Source organism: Sorangium sp. So ce693, assembly GCF_051521375.1.
Lineage (GTDB): Bacteria > Myxococcota_A > Polyangia > Polyangiales > Polyangiaceae > Sorangium > Sorangium atrum.
Genome location: NZ_CP150347.1, coordinates 10824768 through 10846191 on the forward strand (window position 1 = coordinate 10824768; position 21424 = coordinate 10846191).

17 protein-coding genes are annotated in these 21424 nt (G+C 70.0%); 4 read left to right on the forward strand and 13 right to left on the reverse strand.

Annotated features, from left to right (window positions below):
• Positions 1-157 precede the first annotated feature (157 nt).
• Positions 158-1396, forward strand: a complete 1239-nt coding sequence (locus WMF14_RS40335) for a YncE family protein (protein WP_437795254.1) — start codon at positions 158-160, stop codon at positions 1394-1396.
• Positions 1397-1409: 13 nt separating this feature from the next.
• On the opposite strand, the gene WMF14_RS40340 is transcribed toward WMF14_RS40335, so the two are convergent.
• On the reverse strand, positions 1410-1796 hold the full coding sequence (locus tag WMF14_RS40340; protein WP_437795256.1) for a hypothetical protein: 387 nt from the start codon (positions 1794-1796) through the stop codon (positions 1410-1412).
• Positions 1797-1996: 200 nt separating this feature from the next.
• Between WMF14_RS40340 and WMF14_RS40345 the strand changes: the two genes are divergently transcribed.
• Genes WMF14_RS40345 through WMF14_RS40355 form a run of 3 tightly spaced genes read left to right on the forward strand, consistent with a single transcriptional unit; the run spans position 1997 to position 4949 of the window.
• On the forward strand, positions 1997-2275 hold the full coding sequence (locus tag WMF14_RS40345; RefSeq protein ID WP_437795259.1) for a hypothetical protein: 279 nt from the start codon (positions 1997-1999) through the stop codon (positions 2273-2275).
• Positions 2275-2568 carry a hypothetical protein gene (locus WMF14_RS40350; RefSeq protein ID WP_437795261.1) on the forward strand — a complete coding sequence of 98 codons (294 nt, stop codon included), beginning with the start codon at positions 2275-2277 and terminating at the stop codon, positions 2566-2568. Before WMF14_RS40345 ends, WMF14_RS40350 begins: the two co-directional genes overlap by 1 nt.
• A gap of 50 nt (positions 2569-2618) precedes the next feature.
• Entirely contained in the window at positions 2619-4949 is a 2331-nt protein-coding gene (locus WMF14_RS40355) for a heavy metal translocating P-type ATPase (RefSeq protein WP_437795263.1), read from the forward strand.
• Between the two features lie 813 nt (positions 4950-5762).
• On the opposite strand, the gene WMF14_RS40360 is transcribed toward WMF14_RS40355, so the two are convergent.
• The 12 genes from WMF14_RS40360 to WMF14_RS40415 all read right to left on the reverse strand — a co-directional run bounded on the left by WMF14_RS40360 (position 5763) and on the right by WMF14_RS40415 (position 21404).
• Complete coding sequence (locus WMF14_RS40360; RefSeq protein ID WP_437795265.1) at positions 5763-6590, reverse strand: hypothetical protein; 828 nt, start codon at positions 6588-6590, stop codon at positions 5763-5765.
• Positions 6591-6784: 194 nt separating this feature from the next.
• Complete coding sequence (locus WMF14_RS40365) at positions 6785-6976, reverse strand: hypothetical protein (RefSeq protein WP_437795267.1); 192 nt, start codon at positions 6974-6976, stop codon at positions 6785-6787.
• Between the two features lie 40 nt (positions 6977-7016).
• Positions 7017-10259 carry an efflux RND transporter permease subunit gene (locus tag WMF14_RS40370; protein WP_437795269.1) on the reverse strand — a complete coding sequence of 1081 codons (3243 nt, stop codon included), beginning with the start codon at positions 10257-10259 and terminating at the stop codon, positions 7017-7019.
• Between the two features lie 10 nt (positions 10260-10269).
• The gene (locus WMF14_RS40375; protein ID WP_437795272.1) at positions 10270-11571 is read right to left on the reverse strand and encodes an efflux RND transporter periplasmic adaptor subunit; all 1302 of its coding nucleotides are present in this window, start codon (positions 11569-11571) and stop codon (positions 10270-10272) included.
• Entirely contained in the window at positions 11568-12803 is a 1236-nt protein-coding gene (locus WMF14_RS40380; protein WP_437795275.1) for a TolC family protein, read from the reverse strand. The genes WMF14_RS40375 and WMF14_RS40380 overlap by 4 nt, the downstream gene beginning before the upstream one ends.
• A 161-nt stretch (positions 12804-12964) precedes the next feature.
• A complete protein-coding gene (locus tag WMF14_RS40385; protein ID WP_437795278.1) occupies positions 12965-13294 on the reverse strand; it encodes a hypothetical protein in 330 nt (109 codons plus the stop codon).
• A 177-nt stretch (positions 13295-13471) separates the two neighbouring features.
• The gene (locus tag WMF14_RS40390; protein WP_437795280.1) at positions 13472-14281 is read right to left on the reverse strand and encodes a thioesterase II family protein; all 810 of its coding nucleotides are present in this window, start codon (positions 14279-14281) and stop codon (positions 13472-13474) included.
• A 66-nt stretch (positions 14282-14347) separates the two neighbouring features.
• Positions 14348-15964, reverse strand: a complete 1617-nt coding sequence (locus WMF14_RS40395) for a (2,3-dihydroxybenzoyl)adenylate synthase (protein WP_437795283.1) — start codon at positions 15962-15964, stop codon at positions 14348-14350.
• Between the two features lie 36 nt (positions 15965-16000).
• Positions 16001-16732 carry a VOC family protein gene (locus WMF14_RS40400; RefSeq protein ID WP_437795285.1) on the reverse strand — a complete coding sequence of 244 codons (732 nt, stop codon included), beginning with the start codon at positions 16730-16732 and terminating at the stop codon, positions 16001-16003.
• 30 nt (positions 16733-16762) lie between these two features.
• A complete protein-coding gene (locus WMF14_RS40405) occupies positions 16763-17908 on the reverse strand; it encodes a Gfo/Idh/MocA family oxidoreductase (RefSeq protein ID WP_437795288.1) in 1146 nt (381 codons plus the stop codon).
• On the reverse strand, positions 17905-19095 hold the full coding sequence (locus WMF14_RS40410) for a cytochrome P450 (RefSeq protein WP_437795291.1): 1191 nt from the start codon (positions 19093-19095) through the stop codon (positions 17905-17907). Before WMF14_RS40410 ends, WMF14_RS40405 begins: the two co-directional genes overlap by 4 nt.
• Positions 19092-21404 (reverse strand): methyltransferase, encoded by a 2313-nt coding sequence (locus WMF14_RS40415; RefSeq protein WP_437795294.1) that lies wholly within the window; start codon positions 21402-21404, stop codon positions 19092-19094. Before WMF14_RS40415 ends, WMF14_RS40410 begins: the two co-directional genes overlap by 4 nt.
• Between the last annotated feature and the right edge of the window lie 20 nt (positions 21405-21424).

The window sequence follows — 21424 nt, forward strand, 5'->3', positions numbered from 1 at the left end:
ACGCAGCAGGCACCACCGGAAGGTCCATCGGGCAAAGCTGTCAGTTTGGAATTTTCTGCCTCCGGCCGACGCCTAATCGATTCATCGCCTCGCCCAGCGCGGGCGGATGCTAGGATGCGGCGTCCCCCGGCAGGCGACGCTCGTCTCGAGGTCATCCATGGTCATTGCGCGATTCCTGGGTTGCGCGCTCGCGGCGGCGATGCTGGCGAGCTGCAGCGATCCCGATACCCTCATCGAATACCGTTACAGTGCTTACGAGGGCGACCCCTATCCGAACCGGCTTCCGGAGATCGTGATTCCGGAAGGCGGCATGGGCGTGGTGACCGATAGCCTCTCCGATACGATCTCCCTCGTCGCGCTCGCGACCGGGGAGCGGTTCGGCGCCCGCCCCGTGGGCCGCGATCCCGTGACGATCGATGGGCCCCACCGCGCGGCCGTGGACGCCGCGGGCGGCGCGCTCTACATCACGCTGTCGTACCCTGCCACCGCGGGCGCGATCGGCTCGCATTCGGTCCACGGCGGGAGCTCGGTGGCCGGCTATGTCCAGAAGCTCGCGCTCGACGACCTGCGCCTCCTCGGGCAGGTGCGCGTCGAGCCCAACCCGGCCGACATCGTGATCTCGGAGGACGGCAGGCGCGTGGTCGTCTCTCATTTCGATCTCAAGCGCGCGCTCGACAACCCGAAGGACCCCGAGGCGGCGCGCTCATCGCTCGCGGTCGTGGATCCCGACGCGGTCTTGCTTCAGGGCTCGGCCACGCCGAGGCTCATCCCGGTCTGCAAAGCCGCGCATGGGATCGCCCTCTCGCGGCCGGACGGCGCCCGGGCCTACGTCGCCTGTTATGGCGATGACGCGCTCGCGATCGTCGACCTGACGGACCCAGACGCCGAGGTAAAGCTCGTCCCCGTCGGCCCGCCCCTGGCGCCCGACGCCCACTCCTCGGGCTACGGGCCCTACACCGCCGTCATGTCGCCCGACGGGAAGACCATCGCCGTGAGCAATACGGCGAGCCGGGACGTGCGCTTCTTCGATGTCGAGTCGGAGACGTTCGACGAGTCCAAGACGATCCTCACGATCGGCGCGCCCTACTTCGCCGCGTGGGCGCCGGACGGGAGCGCCGTCTACGTGCCGACGCAGGTGCCCGACATGATCGCGCGGATCGGCATGAACCCGGACGACAACGGCGCCATCTCCCAGAACATCAGGGATGAATGCATGAGGCCGCACCTCGCGGAGCTCGACGAGGAGCACGGGCTCTTCGTCGTCTGCGAGGGCGACCAGACCGTGACGCCGGGCAAGGTGCTCCGGCTCGATCCCGAGACGCTGGAGATGCGCAGCGAGGCCGAGGTGGGCCTCTATCCCGACGCGTTCGCCCGCGTCGCGGCGGGGGCGCGATGAGGGCGCGAGCAGGTCACGCGGCCGCGCTCGCCTGCGCGGCCTGGTCTCGCTCGGGCAGCTCGCCCAGGACGGCGCGGACGGCGGCGCGAAGATCGTCGGCGACGATCTGCTCTTCCTGGGTCGGCGCCGGGTCCTGAACGGAGCCCAGCTCGACGCTGGCCGCTTCGCGGCGACGTTGCCGCTGCTTAGCCGAGCGGCTCTCCGAGGGCGACGAGGCGCCGAGCCCGCCAGCGCCGATGCTCAGGCCCAGCAAAGGAATCGCGCAGCAGGCGGCGCGAGCGGCCTCGCCGAGACCCAATGTAATGGCTGGCAGCGGCCAGCGCCTCGGAAGAACGGTGGACATCTCGAGCTCCTTTCCCCCTTTAGGCCGCTCGGCGAACGATCGGGACAGCGCGCACACAAACGCGTAAGCCACTGGAATTGCTAGTTATTTTCGAGCGAGGCCGAGGCCCGGCAGGAAGCGCCCCACCTTCGCGCTGTAGGCGGCGTAGGGCTCCGGCGGCATCCGCGGCGGACGCGGCGCCGGGGCAGCCGAGCCCGACAGGCGCGCTCTGTCGGAGACGCCAGCTGGGCGCCGCGCGCTGCGCGAAATGGGAGTGTTTGGATGAACATCCGCGCTTCCAGGTGCGCTCCGAAGCTCAGCTCATATGCTCTGTCACCCGCTCATGTGTGATTCCCGCGGCCGCGTCGCTCTCCTCCTATCGACGCGTCGAAGCGCTGGAAACGCGGCTCAATCAGGATGGTCTCAAGGACGACGAAGATGGGGAATATATCTCCGGTGAACGGCTTGCAGAGCGAGCGGCGACGACTATTGCTCAGCTCAAGCCGAACGGCGGTGTTCTGGTGAACCGCTACCTGCCGAGTGAAAGGCACCCCTGATGTCGCTGCAATTGGCTCAATCGAAGCTGATCGTCGCCCTCTCGGCCCTCGCCGCCGGTGCCCTCTTCGCCCCTCTCGTGGGGCGCGCTGTGCGCCCCCTGGCGCTCCTCGCCGTCAAGGGCGGCATTGTCGCGCAACGGGAGCTCGTGGGCATCGTGGAGGGGCTCCGCGAGGAGCTGCAGGACATCGTCGCCGAGGCAAAGGCTCAGCTTGGCGATCTGTCCGAGCCGGCCTCGGGCGACGACGGGCATGCTCATGACCATGCCCACGCACACCAGCGGGCAGGCGCGTGAGCCTTGCTGGAGCGAGCTCACATCCTCCCAGCACGAAGCGGGACGCTCGCTTGCGTCTGCGCTCTGTCGTCGGGGGGCGGATGCGGTGGGAGGCGCGGGGCCTGAAGAACAATCTCCGCTATGCCGCCGCCGTCGAGTCCGCGCTGCAGGAAGAAGCGGGCATCGAGGAGGTCCAGGCCAATCCCGTGACGGGGCGCCTGCTTCTGCGCTGCGATCCTGGGCTCACCCCGACCGCTATCCGGGCGAAGCTCTGCGCCGCCCTCTCGTCTCCCGCGCTGGAGGACGACGCCTACCGGCAGTGGCGGGAGCAGCGGGCGGCCACACGCGAGGCGCGCCAGGGAGGCGGGCATCATCAGCACGAGGACCACGAGCACGGGGATCTCGACGTGCAGGTGCGTAACCTCGTCCTCGGCGGCTCGGTCCTCCTCGGCCTCGGCATCAAGAGGCTCGCGTTCGGCGCCGGCGCGCTGGCGTCGAGTCCGATCGTCGGCGGCATCAACATCGCCGCCACGCTGATCTCGGGGTATCCCTTCCTGAAGGGGTGGTGGCGCTCGATCTCCGGCCAGACGGGGATGAACACGGATACGCTCGTCGGGTCGGCGACGATCGCCAGCCTCCTGTTGCGCGAGAACGTCACCGCGCTGACCGTGCTGTGGCTCCTCAACCTGGGCGAGTACTTGCAGGCGCTGACGTTGAGGCGCACGGAGCGAGCGATCCGCGATCTTCTCGAGATGCCGGACGAGGAGATCTGGCAAGTCCTCGGCGAGCAGGAGGTGCGCCGCCCCGTAGCAGAGCTCCAGCCAGGAGACCTGATCGCGGTCTACGCGGGCAAGCGCATCCCCATCGACGGCGTCATCGTGGAGGGCCAGGGCACGATCAACGAGGCTCCCATCACCGGCGAGAGCGTGCCCGTGATGAAGGTGAGCGGAGATACCGTCTACGCTGGCACCGTGCTCCTCTCCGGCGGCCTGCGCGCGCGTGTGGAGCGGGTCGGCAGCGATACGGCCGTCGGGCGCCTCATCCAGCGCGTGGAGCAGGCGCGCGAGCTGCAAGCCCCTATCCACACCGTGGGGGAGCGGTTCTCCAGACGGTTCGTTCCTGCCTCGTTCGCCTTGTCGATCGCGGTCCTCGCCTTGACGGGCGACGCGACCAGGGCGCTGACCATGCTGCTGATCGCATGCCCGTGCGCGGCGGGTCTCGCGACGCCCACCGCGGTGAGCGCGGCGATCGGGAACGGTGCGCGTCGCGGTGTGCTCATCAAGGGCGGCACCCACCTCGAGGCCGCGGCGAAGCTGGATGTGATCGTCTTCGATAAAACGGGGACGCTGACGCAAGGAGTTCCCTCCGTGCAGCGGGTGATCTCGCTCGTGGACGACTACACCGCCGAGCAGGTCCTCTCGCTCGCGGCGACCGGCGAGCTGCACTCCCAGCACCCGCTGGCGCTGGCCGTGGTGGGCCACGCGGCGGAGCGTGAGATCACGGTCCAGCCCCACGACGCATGCGAGATCCTTGTCGGGCGGGGGATGCGCGCGGACTGGCAGAACAACATCGTGCTGGTGGGCAACCGTCGGCTCATGCAGCAGTTCGACATCGCGGTGTCCGCCGAGGCCGAGGCCCTTTACGCGGAGCACGCGGCCGAGGGCGAGACCGAGATGTACGTGGCCCACCAGGGTCGCCTCGTCGGGCTGATCGGCGTGCGCGACAAGCTCCGTCCGGACGTGGCGTCGTCGCTGGCGCAGCTCCGCCGGGAGGGCGTGCAGCGGATCGCCATGTTGACTGGTGATATCGAGGAGTCAGCCCGCGCGGTCGCCGGCGCGGTGGGGCTCACGGAGTGGCGTGCCCAGCTGCTGCCCGAGCAGAAGTACGAGTGGATCCGCGACCTGAAGGCGGCGGGGTTCCACGTCGCGATGGTGGGCGATGGCATCAATGACGCGCCGGCGCTCGCGCTGGCCGACGTCGGGATCGCCATGGGCACGGCCGGCTCCGATGTCGCGATCGAAGCGGCGGACATCGCGCTGGCGGCCGACAACATCGCCGGCGTCGTCACGACGCTGCGGCTCAGCCGCCAGGCGCTCGACGTCATCCGCCAGAACTACGGCATCGCGCTGGGCGTCAACGCAGGGGGCCTGGTGGTCGGGGCGATGGGAGCGCTCAACCCGTTCATCGCGGCGGTGCTCCACAACCTGAGCACGCTCCTCGTCGTGTTCAACTCGGCGCGCCTCATCGGTTACGAGCCGACGCTCCCCGCCGGCGCGAGCGCGGCCACCGCGCGACCGCGGCGCGCGTCGCGGAGAAGCGCGAGGCCCGCGCCTGGTCCGCCGGACGCCGAGCGCGGCGACCCGTGCGCACCTCGCGGCGCGCCGGCCACCGCGGGGTCCTGAGCGCCGGTCGCATGGCTGCGGCCCGCGTCCTGGGGGCGTGCTGCTCAGGCCCGCACCGCGGCGACTGGCATCGGGGCGGATCGGCCACTACCCGGTGGTTCTGCCGGCGCGATATCCTCTGTCTCGCCGCGCATCTCCCGATCCGTACGGTTTTGGTCTTCCTGTGTGGGCCTTTTGCGGCAACACATGCACACAGGCCTACGGCACACGCTTCGCTCTCGATGCAGGGCTGGATCGCGCTGGGGACCAAGACCACTCCAGGGCGACAGAGGAGAAGTCGATGAGCAAGTGGATCATGGGAGCTGCAACGATGATGGCTGCCCTGGCAATGGGGTGCGCCGTCGAAGCCGGCGATGCGGACGATGGGGACGCCGACCAGGCCGGTCTCGAAGCGTCGGGACCGACGTCGGAGCAGCATGGTGGAGAGAGCGACGGAAGCGGGTTGACCGCGACGAGCGGGGCGCGCAGCTGGGGGCGTCCAGGCGGAGGCTGTAGGCCTGGCTACCCCGGTCGCCGGCCCTGGGGAAGCGGCTACAACGCCCCTTGGGGCTGGGGCGGCGGTTACTACGGTGGAGGTGGCCGCCCGCCCTTCGGCGGTTACTACGGTGGCGGTGGCCGTCCGCCCTTCGGTGGTTACTATGGCGGCCGCCCGCCGTATGGGTGTCAAGGCGGGAATCCGTGGCGATGGTAACAGCGTGATTTCCACGCGGGCATCGCCGGCTCAACGCTCCTGAGACATGCCCGTTTCAGGCCCCAATCCCTCCAGCGCCGCGGTCATGTCGTGAACGGTCCACCCGGCCGCAAGGGTCGATGTCAGAGGCGAGGCTGCACGGCGCGCCGGGGGCCGTAGCTGCGCAGCAGCACGAGCGCCGCCACGAGGACCAGCCCAGCGCCACTGAAGCCGGACGGCAAGCGTCGCACCCACGCCTCGTCGTCGATGCCTAGCACCCCGAGCGCCAGGCCGAGCAGCCCTCCTGCGGCCTCGCCGGCGCGGCTCGCGGGCGTCACCGCGCGGCTCGCGAGCGCCTCATGCGACACCGCGTGGACGAGGAGCCCTGCGATCGTGGCGAGCACCCAGGGTTCGGCGCTCTCGAAGCGATGCTGACCGATGAGCCGCGGCGTCAGGGAACCCAGGACGGTGGCGAGCGCTACGCCTGTGAGCGCAGCGCACGTGACGTGGAAGCCATCGGCCCCCGCTCTGGTCTCGCGCGTCAGCAGCGAGACCACCATGGCGAGCGGCACCGTGTGCGCCGCGAGAGCCAGCACGACCGGCGTGGACAGCAGCCCGGCCCGAGCGAGCGACGCGACGGCCGCGCCATCGCCAAACTGGTGCACGAGCACCGCCGCGTATCCCAGCGCGAGCGCCATCCTCGGTGCACGATGGGCAGAGTCCTCCCCGGCCACGAGGCGCTCCATCACCGTCGGCGCCAGCAATCCGGCCGCAGCCGGCAGCAGCGCGCGCCAGCCCAGCTCGCCGAGCGCCTCGGGCAGAAGGTGGAGAAACGCGATCGACGCCGCGGCAACGACCGCGAATGTGCGTATCGCTGGCATGAGGCCGCTGTCCCAGCCGCGAAGCACCGCCAGGAACCCGCCCAGCGCGATCGCGAGCACGAGGAGAAAAATGCCGAGTGTGAGCGACATGGATGCCCCCCAGCGCCGATCCATTGTGCATCGCAGCTGGGATGGGAAGCGCGGGACGAGCGCTGAGGGTGCGGCGTCAGGAGAGCGCCGTTCCAGGCGTAGGCGAGTCGCCCTCGATCGCGGTTGAGGCGGCCTGGTGCCGGTCGGGGCGGATGAGTATCGGCGCTTGTTCTGGACGGGCCATGAGCAACGATTCAGTGGTCGTGGCCGTCGCCCTCCTTGTGGTCGTGGCCGTCGCCTTCCTTGTGATCGTGCCCCTTGGCATCCTTCGATTCACCACCGGCCCCCCCGGTGCCCTCCTGCCCGCCTCCCTCGACCTCCTCGCATTCATGGCCCTCATGGCAGTTGTCGCCGCCGCAGCCGACGGCGCTCGCAGCCGATGCCATGGCGACGATGACCGCCAGCACGAGGGGATACCGATGTTGCTCAAGCAGGAGGATCTCCTCTCTCGATGATGCGTTCGGCCAGGGGAGGCGCCGGAGCGGCAGTCGCCTCCCTCGCATGAAACAAGCGGTAGAGGGTCGGCAGGATCAGAAGCGTGAGGGCCGTCGACGAGAGGATGCCGCCGATCACGACCGTCGCGAGCGGCCGCTGCACCTCGGAGCCGGTGCCGGTCGCGAGCGCCATCGGGACGAAGCCGAGGGCCGCGACGAGCGCCGTCATGAGCACGGGGCGGAGCCGCGCGATCGAGCCATGGAAGACGGCATCGTCGAGCGACTCGCCCTGCTGGCGCATGTTCTCGATGAAGGTCACCATCACCAGCCCGTTGAGCACGGCGACGCCCGAGAGGGCGATGAACCCGATCGCCGCGGAGATCGAGACGGGCAGCCCGCGGATCCAGAGCGCGAAGATGCCTCCGGTCAGCGCGAGCGGGACACCGGTGAAGATCAACAAGGCGTTCTTCAGCGTCCCGAAGGACAGGAAGAGCAACCCGAAGATGAGCCCGAGCGCGACCGGCACGACAAGGGCGAGCCGCTGGCGTGCAGCGATGAGGTTCTCGAACTGCCCGCCCCACGCGGTCCAGTAGCCGGCCGGGAGCTTCACCTCCGCGTCGATCCGCTGCTGCGCGTCGGCCACGAAGCTCCCGAGATCCCTCCCGCGCACGTTCGCCTGCACCACGACCCGGCGTTTGCCGTTCTCCCGGCTCACCTGGTTGGGCCCCTCCTCGACGGCGATCTTCGCCACCGAGCCGAGCGGAACGAACGCCGCGTGCTGCTCCGGCCGGTCCGTCGCCGAGACGGTCCGCGTGGCGGCTTCCGGGCGGTCCGCCTCCGGGAGCGGAACAGGCAGGTTCTGGAGCGCGCGGATGTCGCCGCGGATCGCGTCGGGGAGGCGGATGACGAGGTCGAAGCGCTTGTCTCCCTCGAACACCTCGCCTGCGCTGATGCCCCCGACCGCTGCCTCGATCACCGCGTGCACGTCGGCGATGTTGAGCCCGTAGCGGGCGGCGGCGTCCCGGTCGACGTCGATGGTGAGCACCGGCAGGCCGGTGACCTGCTCGACCTTGACGTCGGCGGCGCCCGGCGTCTTTCCGAGGATGCCGCCGATCTTCTGCGCCTGCTTGAGCATGACGTCGAGATCATCGCCGAAGACCTTGACGGCGACGTCGCTCCGCACGCCCGAGATGAGCTCGTTGAACCGGAGCTCGATGGGCTGACTGAACTCGTAGTTCTGCCCGGGCAGGTCCTTGATCACCTCCTCGATCGCCTCCGCGAGCTCCTCCTGCGTCTTCGCCTTCTTCCACCCGCTCCGTGGCTTCAGCATCAGGTAGGTGTCGGAGACGTTCGGGCCCATCGGATCGGTCGCGACCTCGGCCGTCCCGGTCCGGGCGAAGATGTGCTCAATCTCGTCGGGGAACCGCTCCTTGAGCACGCGCTCGAGCTGCATCTGCATCTCGACGCTCGTGGTGATCCCGATGGACGGGATCCTCGCCGGCTGGAGCGCGAGGGCGCCCTCGCTCAGCTTGGGCGCGAACTCGCTGCCGAGCCGCGTCGCGACGAGCCCCGAGACCGCGAGCAGGGCGGTCGCGCCAATCACCACCGCGCTGCGGTGGGCGAGGGCCCAGCCGATGATCTGCTCGTAGCCGCGCTTCGCGTGCCGGAAGAGGAAATTCTCCTTCTCGGACACCTTGCCGGTCAGGAGGAGCGCCACGAGCGCGGGGATGAACGTCATCGACAGGATCGTCGCGCCGGCGAGCGCGAGGACCACCGTCTCCGCCATCGGCCGGAACATCTTCCCCTCGATGCCCGTGAGCGTCAGGATCGGCAGATAGACGATGGCGATGATGATCTCGCCGAAGATCGTCGCCTTCCGGACCTCCTGCGACGCCTCGTACGCCAGCTCGATGCGCTCATCCCTGGTAAGCACCCGCCCGAGCCGGTGCTGCTCCTCGGCGAAGCGCCGGACGCAGTTCTCGACGATGATCACCGAGCCATCGACGATGAGGCCGAAGTCGATCGCCCCGAGGCTCATCAGGTTGCCGCTGATCTTGCCCTCGACCATGCCGGTGATGGCGATGAGCATCGAGAAGGGAATGGCGAGCGCGGCGATCAGCGCGGCGCGGACGTTGCCGAGCAAGAGGAACAGGACGACGACGACCAGCGCCGCGCCCTCGAGCAGGCTCCTCTGCACGGTGCTCAAGGTCGCCTCGACCAGGTAGGTGCGGTCATAGACGGTCTTGGCCGTGACCCCTTCAGGGAGCGACTTGTTGACCGACTGCATCCGCTCGCTCACGCGCTGCGAGACGGACCGGCTGTTCTCGCCGACGAGCATGATGGCCGTGCCGATGACGACCTCGCGCCCGTCCTCGGTCGCCGCGCCGGTCCGGAGCTCACGGCCCACGCCCACCTCGGCGACGTCCCCGACGCGGATCGGGACCCCGTCGTGATGGCCGACGAGGATGCGACGGATATCGTCCTCGCCTTGAACGAGCCCTGTCGCGCGGATCAGGTACTGCTCGCCCTTGTGCTCGATGTAGCCGCCGCCTGCGTTGGCGTTGTTGCGCGCGACGGCCTCCAGCACGTCGCGGAACGACAGGCCGTAGCCGACGAGCTTCGCCGGATCGGGCGAGACCTGATAGAGCTGTTCATAACCACCGATCGAGTTGATCTCCGTGACGCCCGGCACCGTGCGGAGCTGCGGGCGCACGATCCAGTCCTGGATGGTGCGCAGATCGGTGAGCTCGTAGGGTTTGCCGTCGGGCCGCCGGGCCTCGGGCGAGGCCTCGAGCGTCCACATGTAGATCTCGCCGAGCCCGGTCGCGATCGGGCCCATCTGCGGCTCGCCGAGGCCCGGTGGCAGGCTCTCCTTGGCCGCCGCGAGGCGCTCGCCCACGAGCTGGCGCGCCCAGAAGATGTCGGTGCCGTCCTTGAAGATGACGGTCACCTGCGACAGGCCGTAACGCGAGAGCGACCGGACCTGTTCGACGCTGGGGATGCCGCCCATCGCCCACTCGATGGGGAAGGTGACGCGCCGCTCGACCTCGACGGGCGACAGCGCCTTGACCGAGGTGTTGATCTGCACCTGGACGTTGGTGATGTCGGGCACCGCGTCGATCGGCAGACGGCTCCAGTTGTAGACGCCGAGCGCCCCGACCGCGAGCGTGAGGACCACCACAAGCCAGCGATGGCGGACGGAGAACGCAAGGATCTTCGCGAGGAGGGTGAGCATCGTTTCCTCCTCAGTGCGCGTGGTCGTGGCCTGCCTCGGATTTCCCGAGCTCGGCCTTGAGGATGAAGCTGTTCTTGCCGACGTAGCGCTCCCCCGCGGCGATGCCGTCCAGCACCTCCACGAGCTCGGCGCCCGGAGCGCCTGGAGCCTTCCCCTGGCGGCCAGGCTTGATGGCGCGGGCCTCGAACGCGTCGCCCTCCTGGACGAACACGACGTCTTTCCCCTCGACCCTTTGCACCCCCTCGTACGAGACGACGACCGGCGCGTCGACCCGATCGACGGCCACGTCGGCCGTCACGAACAAGCCGGGCCGCCATGCCGCGCCAGGGTTCTTCAGCACGACGCGCGCCGTCGCCGAGCGCGTCTTCTCGCCGACGACCGGGCCGACATACGTGATCTCGCCGTCCGCGGGCTCCTCGATGCCCTCCGCCCGCACGCGGGCGGTCTGGCCGGCGCGGACGCGGGCGAGATCCTTCGCGTACACGGTGACGTTGACCCAGATCGTCGAGAGATCGGCGACGACGAACGTCTGCGTGTCGTCCTTGAGCACCTCGCCGACGTTGATGTGCTTCTCGATGATCGTGCCGTCCATCGGCGCGATGAGCGCGTACGCGCCCCCCTTGGCCCCGGAGCCCGCGCCGGACGACGCCTGGAGCTTCTGGGCGGCGCTGCGGTGCTCGATCTTCGCCTCGGCGAGCGCCTGCTTCGCGGCGAGGAACTCTTTCTCGGCGGCGATCTTCTCCTTCCAGAGCGCCTCTTCGCGGTTGAAGTTGGCCTCCGCGAGCTCGAGCCGCTCCTTCGCGGTCAGGAGCTCCCGCTGGAGCTCCGCGAACTCGCGGCTATCGAGGATCGCGAGCACGTCGCCCTTCTTCACGGTGTCGCCGAGCTGCTTCCTCACCTCGCGCGCCGTGCCGGAGACCCGAGGCGTGACGTGGGCGAGGGCCTCGGCGTTGAGCGCCACCTCTCCCGGGAGCGACACGGTCTCCGCGACCTGGCCCGGGCCGGCCGCGAGGATCTCGAGCCGCGCGTTGTCGAGCGCCTCGGGCGACAGCTTGATCTTGCCCTCCTCGTGCTCGCCCTCTTCGTGCTCTCCGTGGCCGTGCTCGCCGTGGTCGTGTTCGCCATGGCCATGGGCGGCCTCTGCCGGCTCGCCGTGGTCGTGTCCCTCGTGCTCGTCGGCGCCGTGGTCGTGAACCGCGTGGTCGATGAGCAGCGCCCCCTTCACCGCTGCGGCGAAGAGCAGCAGGAGTCCCCCGACCAGCGCCGCGATCTTCGCGCGCGTCAGCTCGATCTTCACCTTCGCGGCGCTCATTGCGGAGACCTCCCCGCCGCGACCAGGAGCTCGATCTTGGCGTTCGCGTGGGCGTGTTCGGCGTCGAGGAGCGCCGCCTGGGCATCGAGCGCCTCGCGGCGCACGAGCAGGGCGCTGGCGAGGTCGTTCTCCCCGAGCTCGTACCCCCTCGTCGACAGCGCAACGGCCTGCGTCGAGAGACCCGCGGCGGGCGCGAGGTGGGCGAGCGCGCTCCTCGTCGCCTCGTAGCGCGCGTAGAGCCCCTGGATCTCCCCCGCCGCGCTGGCCCGGCTCGCTGCGAGGCGGGCGGTCGCGGCGTCGACCTCGGCCGCGGCCGTCGCCACCCCTGCCCGGTTCGCGTTCAGGATCGGCACCGGCAAGGCGAGGCCGATCATCCCGATGTTCGCCTGGTCGTCCCGCTCGTACTGGGCGACCACGTTGACGGTCGGCCATCGTCCGGCCTGCTCTCGATCCGATTTGGCCCTGGCCGCCTCCACCGTCGCCAGGGCGGCGCGCACGTCGGCCCGCTGATCGGCCTCGCGGAGCAGCGTCGCGAGCGGCGGCGGGGCCTCCTCGGGCACCAGCGCGCCCGTGACCGCGCCGTCCTTCGACGCCTGACCCAGCATCGACCGGAGCCCCAGCAGGTCGGCCTCGCGCGTTCCCCGGGCGGTCGCCTCGGCGGCGGCGTCGCGCCCCTCCTGGAGGCGCGCGAGCGCCACGTCGATCTCCGGCACCTCCCCCGCCCTCTTGCGCTTCTCCGACGCGGCGACGAGCCGCTGGGCGAGCGCGCGGCGCTCGGCCGCGAGGGCGACCTGCGCCTCGTCGCGCAGCACGAGCGCGTGCTGGAGGAGCGCGGCCAGCAGGAGGCGCCGCTGCGCCTCGCCGGCGGTGGCCAGCGCGGCGCGCTGCTCCGCCTTCGCGGCCTCGACGCGCGTGCCGCGCCGGCCGCCCAGCTCCAGCGGCCACGACAGCGAGGCCACGGCGGCGGCCGGCCTGCCCCCGTCGGGGTTGAATCGGATCCCTCCCATCCCGGACAGGACCGGATTTTCGAGCGAAATGACCCCGGCGGCGGTAACGGCGGCGCCGGCGACCGCAGCCTCGGAAGCGGCGGCGCGCGCGGCCGGCGCAGCGCGTACGAGCTCGGCGATCCGAGCGCGCGTGAGCGGGGCCTCGGCGGCCGCCGCCTTCGGCATCAAGAGGTGGAGAGCAGTCGAGGAAATGACCAGCAGACGACGTAAATGCGTACGGAACATGGACGGCAGCCCTCGAGCGCTTCGAGCGCTCGCGCGAAGAACCGCGGTTCTGCCCGGTCAGGATCGCGTGAGGGGGCCGAGCCACGCCCGCGCGGCGCAGAGGCGCTCACGCGCGCCTGCGCTGCGGCCGTGCTCGTGGATGCGAACCTGACGCGGGCGCCTCAAGCGCGCGGGCGTCGGGGTGGCCGTTCGAGGCGGTAGGTGAGGGATCGCCCTGGCATCTCCGGCGGTGTCGATGCGACGATCTCGAAGGCTTCGAGGAGCACGTAGGGCAGCACCTCGGCCAGGGGCAGGGTCATCGGGATGCGCCCGCAAGCGCAGTCGTGGCAGCTCGGCGGACACTCGCGGTGCGGGCGATCCGGCGCCTCGTCGTGACGCTCCTCCGCCGAGGACGACGCGAGCATCGGGTGCTCGCAGGCGATCGCAATGCCGAGCGCCTGGAGGGTGTGGCCCTGAGCGATGAGGCCGACGACGAGGAACACCGGGAGCACGGCGCAGATCCAGCGAAGGATCGCGCTGCGTGGACGGTGGGGTCGCCGGACGCGGGACATCTTCCGCGAGATTGGAGGAAACCAGGGCAACCGTCAAGGAAGCCCCTGCTTCGCCGAGGAGATGCGAGGCGGCGCGGTTCAACGGTTCACCCACGTTGCCACCGGCCTGGAGAGATCTCAGGGGAAATAGCTCCAGGGCATCTGCGCCTGTCCGAGGGGCGCCGTCGACCTGGAAGGGAGCCGGAACATGCGCAGCACCTCCGCGACGAACGCCCGTGGATCCTGCGTGATGTAGAAGTGATCGCCAGCCAGCGCGCGCTGCTCGACCCGCCCCTCCAGCCAGTGCTTCCACGCCTCCACCTCGTCCTGACGAGCTTCATCGTCGGCGGATCCGTGGAGCAAGAGCGTCGGCGTCCGGAGGCGCCTGGTACAGCGATCCAGCGCGAGGCGGTAGCTCTCCGAGGCAAGGAAGTCGCCGCGCAGCATCGGCATGAACACCTCTCTGAGCTGCGCGTCGGTGCGGAACTCCGCGGGACATCCTCCCAGGCGGACCAGCTCCTCGACGAACCCTTCGTCATCGAGCGGGCTGAGCATGCGGCGTGGGATCAGATGGGGAGCGTGGCAAGCGGACAGGACGAGGCCGGCGGGCGCCCGGCCCCACTGCTCGAGCAGGCGGCATGCTTCGAACGCGATCTGCGCCCCCACGCTGTGGCCTATCAGAAGCCACTGGCCGCTCGGGGGCTCCGCGCACAGCTCGTGCGCCAGCTCGGACGCGCTGTGCTGAACGCTCTTCATGCCGGGCTCGTGCAGGCGATGGTCGCGCCCCGGGTAGGTCACGAGGGACGCCGAGACGTCCACATGCGACAGCGCCTTCCAGCTGCGGAAGGCCGTTTGGCTCGCACCACCAAAGGGGCACAGGATCAGGTGCGGGCTGGACTGCGCAGACGCGCTCAAGATGCGGCGCAAACTTCGGGTAGATCTGTTCATGGTCACTCGGGTCGGTGTTGATGTCTCGAGGAACGATCGGCATCTGAACCGAGGCAAAGCCGTCCACTAGGTGGATATGGCGGGCGAGGCGCCACAGACCTGGTTGGCCAGGGCCCGCTTGTTGACCTTGCCCACGCTCGTCTGCGGAAAGCTCTCCAGGACCTTCAAACGATCGGGAAGCTTGAACGCGGCCACCCCCAGACGGCTGAGATAGGCGTTCACCTCGGCGAGCGTGGGCGCCTCACCGCGCGCGATGATGCAGGCACAGGTGCGCTCCCCCAGGGTGGCGTCGGGGACGCCGACGATGGCGACGTCACGGATCGCCGGGTGAGCCATGAGGTAGTTCTCGAGCTCCTCGACCGGGACCTTCTCCCCTCCCCGGTTGATCACGTCCTTGCTCCGGCCTTCCACCACCAGATGTCCGCTGGCGAGCCGCCGCACCAGATCCCCGCTCCGATAGAAGCCGTCGGCGGTGAACGCCCGACGATTGTACTCCTCCGCGCGATAATATCCTCGGATTGTATAAGGACCGCGGGCCTGCAGCTCACCGACCTCGCCGTCCGCCACCTCGACATCCGAGGCGTCGACGATCCTCACCTCGTCGTCCTCGGCGAGCGGCCGGCCTTGCGTGTTGATCACGGCGGACTCGCCGTCGTCGAGCCGCGTGAAGTTGAGCAGCCCTTCTGCCATGCCGTAGACCTGCTGCAGCCCGCAGCCGAGGACGGGTCGTACGCGCGCGGCCGTCTCGGCCTTGAGGCGAGCGCCCCCCACCTGGATCCACTTCAAGCTGCTCAGATCGGCCTGCACCCACTCCGCCGCCTCGAGCCACAGCAGGACGAGCGGCGGGATGAGGGCGGTCACCGTGATCTTCTCCTGCTCGATCAATCGAAAAGCCGCCTCGGGGCTCGGGTCCTTGCAGAACACCACGGTACCGCCGGCGTACAGGGTGCCGAGGGCGCCTGGGCACCCCAGGGCGAAGTTGTGCGCGATGGGGAGGCTCACCAGGTACCGGGTGCTCGCGTCGAGGGCTGTCACATCGGCGCTGAGGCGGACATTGCAGACATAGTCGTCGTGGGTGCGCGGGATCAGCTTGGGAGCGCCGGTCGTGCCTCCCGACAGCAAGAGCAGGGCCACATCGCGCGCGTCCGGCCCGGCCATGATCTCCGCCGGCGCGTCCATCTCGGAGAGCGGCACGAACTCCTCCGCATCGCCCACCACGAGGACATGCCGGAGGCTCGCCACCCGCTTGCATACCGAACGGGCGAGCGCCCGGTAATCGAAGCCGACATGCATGTCGGCGATCACGTACGCGACCGCCTGGGAGAGCTCTGCCAGATGCACGATCTCCGTCTCTCGATGCGCCGGCAGCGCCAGCACCGGGATGGCCCCGATCCGGAACAGCGCAAAGCACAGGGGCAGAAACTCGGCGATGTTGGGCAGCTGAACCAGGACGCGCTGCTCCGCCGCGATACCGAGCCGGCGCAGCCCCGCGGCCATGCGATCCGCGCGCTCGTCGAGCTCATGGTAGGTCCAGCGACGCGCTCCGTCGACGACGGCCACGCGCGCCGGCGTCGCTCGGGCCCGCGTGCGCAGCATCTCTCCGAGGCGCTCGCCTCGCCAGTACCCCGCTCCTCGATAACGATCCACGAATTCAGCGGGCCAATCGACACATCCAGTCAACATAGGAGCTCCCTCGCTTCCACCGACGTTCGTCGGCGCTCACTGTCCTGCGCTTCGGTGCGCGCGGCTCGGGTCAGCGTTCGGGCGGGCGGGCAGCACGGCCGCGCCGTGCAGGAGGGTCGGGTCGAGATCGGCGGTCAGGCCGGCGATCTCGATGGCGCGGACCCCCGTCACCTCGGCGGGATCGAGCGCGAACGTCGGGTCGTCACCGACGATCCGGCGCACCGCCTCTCGATGCTCCGCGCGGACACCCATGCGCACCCGGCTGAGCCTCCTGGCCCCATTCCGATGGCGGTTCTCCCCTGGATGTTGAGGCGGGTCGTACGGGGTCACGATGAACGGGAGACGATCGTTCGCCGGATAGGCAAACTTGAAGCGGATCTCCTGGCCATCGGGCTTCGTCCGTCGCCACCCGATGGCTCTGCCGACGGGGACCCCTGCTCCCCGCAGCGCGGCGAGCTCACGGTCGAGAGCGTGCGTGTCCACCACGACCGCCACGTCGCAGAAGCCCTCACCGCCCTCGGACCAGCGGATCATCCGCCGGCCCGAGCCGCGCCCCGCCATCAGCTCGATCGGCCATTTGAACCACCTCGCGCTGCGCGGCGTCGTGAGCAGCTCGACGATGGGGCCTTCCGTGAACCAGATGTGCGCGTGCTGGGCCTTCCTCTCGGGCGTCGCGTAATCGACATTGAACCCGAGCTCTCTGTAGTCGCGCACGGCTTGATGAATGTCGCGCACCCATACCAATACGTGGCTGCAAGAAGTCGCCATGTTCAGTTCTCCCGAGCACCAGGCGCTCGTTCAATGCGCGCCGCTCGCTGCCGCATCGAAGGCGGCAGCGCGCGCCGCCGCACGCAGCTCGTCGACAGGGAGCGGCTCCGGGGTCTCTGGACGGATGAGCTCGGGCATCCCGATCCGCTCCGTCAGATCACGCCACGCGAGCGTCACGCCCAGGGCCCACTGGCCGCTGCGGACACGGCGGGCCGGGTCGGCGATGTCGTCGCACAGGTCGTGCAAGGCGACGACCACCGCGTCGGGCCACGTCCGCGCGAACACGTCGTGATAGCTGCGCGTGCGCTGGTCGCCCAGGATCAACGTGCTCTCCACGGCGAGGCGGTCGGTGCCGGGGCCGCTCATGATCAGGCGCCCGGTCGGGTCGCGCGGCGAGTGCATGCGCGGATTCCAGAGGACGGGGCCGTGGGTGTCGGCCAGGGTCAGCACGCCGGCGTCGCATCCGAGCGAGATCCGGTGCATGAGCAGGGAGTGATTGTCTGGGTCCTCGGGGTGGACCTGGTTCTGCACGCGAAGCGTCACGGGCACGCCGCCGATGGTCGCGTTCAGGCTCTGGAACGGCTGGCCCGCGGTCGGTGAGGGCCGGTCGCCTCGCGGCCCGCATTCCGAGAACGACCATGGGCGCAAATCGCCTGCAGCGCGGCCGATCACGTCGAGCAACGGATAGGCGACCTGGCTGTTGCAAGCGGCGTCGATGAACTGGATGCGCTGGCGCTGCCTGATGTACTCGGCCGCCGCAAGGAACTGCCGGATCGGACGCACGTTCGGGTACAGCGTGTTGACCGCGTACGCCGCGCCGCCCCGCTTTGCGGCCTTCAGGCACGCGGTGATCTCCGCGGCGTGCACGGGGTGTTCCTGCAGCACGTGGATCCCGCGCTCGAGCAGCGACTTGGCCAGATCGGAGCCTGGGCCGCCAGTCGCCCCCGAGCGAACCACCACACAGACGACGTCGATGTCGCCGGGGATGTCCTCCACCCGGGTGTAGAGCGGCGCGCCGTAGCGCTCGGCGCACTTCCTGGAGAACTCGCTGCCGCGCCCGAGCACGCCGGCGAGCGTGAACGAGTCCCGCGCCGACGCGACCGCATCGAGGTAGATGCGCCCGAAGGCGGTGCCGGCGACGACGACGCGCTTCTTCTTGCCGCCGCCGGCGCTCACCAGGTCACCTGCATCGTGAGCGGCCCGCGGAAGAACGTCGCGGTCTTCCACTGGACGTCGGCGTGGAGGCGGAGATCCGGCAAGCGGGTCACGAGCGCTCTCAGCGCTTCCTGGAGCTCGACCCGCGCCAGCGACGCGCCGATGCAATAATGCATCCCACAGCCAAACGCGAAGTGCGCCCGCGCGTCTCGATCGAAGTCGAGCCGGTGTGGATCGGAGAACTTGCGGGGGTCGTGGTTGGCCGCGCCGACCGACGCAAACACGGGCTCCCCGGCGCGCACCAGCGTCTCGCCCACCTGGACGTCCTCGGTGGCGTAGTGCGGAAACATCGCGGCGGACGCGACCGGCACGAAACGGAGCAGCTCCTCGACCGCCGGCGCCACGAGGCCAGGATCCGATTTGAGGCGCGCGAACTGCTCCTGATGGGTCAGGAGCGTGTAGATGAAGTTCGGGATCTGCGAGGAGGTTGCCTCGTACCCCGCGATCAGGATGGCGATGCAGAGCTGGACCAGCTCGCGCTCGTTCAGGCGGTCGTCCACATCGTGGGCTTCGATGAGCGCGCTCATCAGGTCGTCGCCCGGCTCGGTTCGGCGCAGGCGGACCAACCCCATGATGTACTGGGACAGCTCGCCGAGGTTCCACTGCGTCTGCTCGGCGGTCTGCGTGTTGGTCGAGAGCAGGGAGTCGTTCCACTCCTTGAACTTGGACTGATCCGCCACCGGAACGCCCAGGAGCTCGCAGATCACGGACATCGGGATCGGCAGCGCGTAGTCCCGCACGAGATCGGCAGGGGGACCGTTGGCCACCATCCCGTCGATCAGCTCGTTGGCGAGATCGCGGACGTGCGGGCGCAGCTGCTCCACGCGCCGGTTGGTGAACGCCTGGGTGACCAGGTTGCGGATGCGGGTCAGCTCGGGCGGGTCCATCATGACGATCCCGCCGGCGATGCGCGGGAGCGCCCTCGGAGCGTCCGCGCGCTTCGTGGCCTCCTCGCGGCTGAACCTCCGGTCGGACAGCACGAAGCGGACGTCCTCGTAGCGGGTCGCGAGCCACGCCGGCTCGCCGTAAGGCAGCTTGACCTTGAGCAGCCCCGGCGTTTGCTGAGCTCGGGAGTACGCGGAGGCGAGCGCGATGCCCTCGAATAGGTTGAACGGATACTGGATGGGGGGATTCGTCGCGGTAGTCATTGCGTTCGTCCTTGTGATGCCGCCGCGGGAAGCGGGCGGGAATCGAAGCGCCGGCGGCGCGCGGCCCAGTCCCGCAGCCGCTCGCGGTCGAGCGCGCCGCCTGCGGCGAGCGGCAGTTCATCCACGATCTCGATCCTGGCGGCGGCTCCCAGGCTCTCGCCGAGATGCTCGGAGAGGCGCTCCGAGGTCAGCAGCGTCCGATCCATCTTGGTCCGGGCTGCGAATACACGATGGCCGAGCCGCTCCAGCGGGTGGCCGTCCCGGGGCAGCCCGAGGACGCGCTGCAGGCCAGCGCCGTCCAGCGCTGCGTTCCACTGAGGCAGCGAGAGGAAGGTCGACTCCGTCTCGGCCCTTCCGTCGCTGGCGTCGTCCAGCATGAAGGCCTGGGACGCCATCACCCAGAACTCTTCGACCGTGGGCTCGGTCAGGACGAGCCAGCCGCCGGGGCCGAGCAGCTCGTTGAGCCAGCGGAGGGAGGCGTCCGTGTTCCGCGCGGCGTTGAGAACGCCCCCGCCGATGATCACGTCGAACGAGTTCGGGACGAAGCCCTGGTCTCTCGGCGCGACGTTGATGTCGTAGAGGCCGAAGCGCACGCACCGGTGCCCGGCGAGCCGCGGGGCAGCCTGATCAAGGAAGTACCTGGAGACGTCGGTGTAGAGGTAGTCGACCTCGGCGCCCGAGAGCTCCGGCAAGAGCGACTCGGAGGTCGCCCCCGTGCCGGCGCCGACCTCGAGCAGCCGGACCGGCCGCTGCCCGGGCCATTCCCTGGCAATCCTGCTCACGAGGAGGCTGACGGCGCGGTGCTGGTACCGGGCCGCGATGCTCTCGCGGTACAAGGCCCTGGCGAGGTCGGTGCGCCCTTCCGGGAACAAGAGGTGGACGGCCCGCACCGCGCCGGAGATCAGGTCAGGCAAACGGTCGGAATTGCGGACCGCATAGTCGATCGTGCCGGTCGCGCCGACCGTGGCCAGCCACTCGCCCTTGAGCTCGTCCCATGCGCGCGCCAGCGCGGCGTCCGAGTGGTCGCCGATCGGGCCCACGGCGCTCAGCAGGTCTCCGTCCCGGCGCAGCAGCTTCTGCTCCGTGAGCACCCTGAGCCAGCGGCGGATGAGCGGCCGATGCGCGGCGGCGACCCGCGCCCGCGCGAGCACCTCGTCCACGGTGTGCGCGGCGGCCGTGTCGGTAAAAAGGCCGCTGCGGCCCAGCGCGTTGAGCATCGACAGCAGCGCTGTTCGTCCGAGGCGCTCCACGGCCGCGATCGCCCGGTTGACGTCGGTCCCGGCGAGCTCGGCGTCCAGCGCGGCGGTCACGTTGGCGATCAGGCGCTGTCCGCTCGCGTCCCCGTCGGCGTCGTCGCGGGCACGCTTCGCGGGGACGGCAAAGATCGCCCAGCCGTCGCCGTCGGAGGGGATCACCGCCGCCGCCCCCACGCTCGGATGGCTCATCACGAGCTCCGCGATGCGCGCCGCTTCTTGCTCGGCTCTGCGCAGCTCGCGCTCCACCGGTACGAGCCCGGCTTCACCGGCGATCCTGTCCACGAGCTCTGCGCCGAAGACGCGCCGCACGGCCGCAGACGACTCGGCGGACAGCGCTCCACCGGCGCCTGCGCCGGCGTCGTACACGACGCGCCGCAGCGCCCCGAGATCGGCAAGCGCGGCCGCCGGGTGAGCCAGGAGGCTGCGCAGCAGCGCCGCTGACACGATCGCGCAGTCCGGGGCCGCTCGCTCGAGGAACGAAAGGGCCTTGGCCGGGCTCGCGGCGCTCGCGGCGCTCGCGTCGACCACGTGATGGTGGACGGCGGCGCCGGCGCTCCAGCTCGCGAACACCGCATCCCCGCCGAACCCGGCCAGCGGCGAGAGCACCGCCGTGCGCGCAGGCGAAGGGCCGAGCGCGTCGCGCAGGGCAGCCACCGACTCGCAGAACACGGACCTCGACCACACGAACGATCCGCGGACCACGGAGAACGGCGCGTCGTCCGCCAGGCGGGGCTCGCAGGCGCTCGCCCCGTCGAGCGCGGGCAGGTCGGCGTCGGTGATCTTCAGGACATCGCCGCCGTCGCCCGCTGGCTGCTCGGCGGAGAACCGCGCGCCGAGCAGCATCGCGGCCAGCCGGACGGGCAGGGCCTGCGGTGCGTCTCCGGCGCTCCAGCTCAGCGAGCGGCCCGCGATGGCTCCGCGCTGGCGCAGCGCCGTGACGGCGCGGTACGTGCGGTCGAGGACCTCTGCTCCGGTCCACGCTCGCCCGCTCGACACCAGCGCCGCTCGGCTCCCGAGGCGCTCCAGCCCATCGATGATCTGTCTCACTGTCATGGCACCTCGTCCGGTGGTCG

Bases quoted from the DNA above. Each gene is read 5' to 3' on its own strand.
- WMF14_RS40410 (WP_437795291.1), bottom strand. From the start codon at position 19,095: ATGACTACCGCGACGAATCCCCCCATCCAGTATCCGTTCAACCTATTC.
- WMF14_RS40415 (WP_437795294.1), bottom strand. From the start codon at position 21,404: ATGACAGTGAGACAGATCATCGATGGGCTGGAGCGCCTCGGGAGCCGA.
- WMF14_RS40400 (WP_437795285.1), bottom strand. From the start codon at position 16,732: ATGGCGACTTCTTGCAGCCACGTATTGGTATGGGTGCGCGACATTCAT.
- WMF14_RS40395 (WP_437795283.1), bottom strand. From the start codon at position 15,964: ATGTTGACTGGATGTGTCGATTGGCCCGCTGAATTCGTGGATCGTTAT.
- WMF14_RS40375 (WP_437795272.1), bottom strand. From the start codon at position 11,571: ATGAGCGCCGCGAAGGTGAAGATCGAGCTGACGCGCGCGAAGATCGCG.
- WMF14_RS40365 (WP_437795267.1), bottom strand. From the start codon at position 6,976: ATGGCATCGGCTGCGAGCGCCGTCGGCTGCGGCGGCGACAACTGCCAT.
- WMF14_RS40380 (WP_437795275.1), bottom strand. From the start codon at position 12,803: ATGTTCCGTACGCATTTACGTCGTCTGCTGGTCATTTCCTCGACTGCT.
- WMF14_RS40335 (WP_437795254.1), top strand. From the start codon at position 158: ATGGTCATTGCGCGATTCCTGGGTTGCGCGCTCGCGGCGGCGATGCTG.
- WMF14_RS40350 (WP_437795261.1), top strand. From the start codon at position 2,275: ATGTCGCTGCAATTGGCTCAATCGAAGCTGATCGTCGCCCTCTCGGCC.
- WMF14_RS40390 (WP_437795280.1), bottom strand. From the start codon at position 14,281: ATGAACAGATCTACCCGAAGTTTGCGCCGCATCTTGAGCGCGTCTGCG.
- WMF14_RS40370 (WP_437795269.1), bottom strand. From the start codon at position 10,259: ATGCTCACCCTCCTCGCGAAGATCCTTGCGTTCTCCGTCCGCCATCGC.
- WMF14_RS40360 (WP_437795265.1), bottom strand. From the start codon at position 6,590: ATGTCGCTCACACTCGGCATTTTTCTCCTCGTGCTCGCGATCGCGCTG.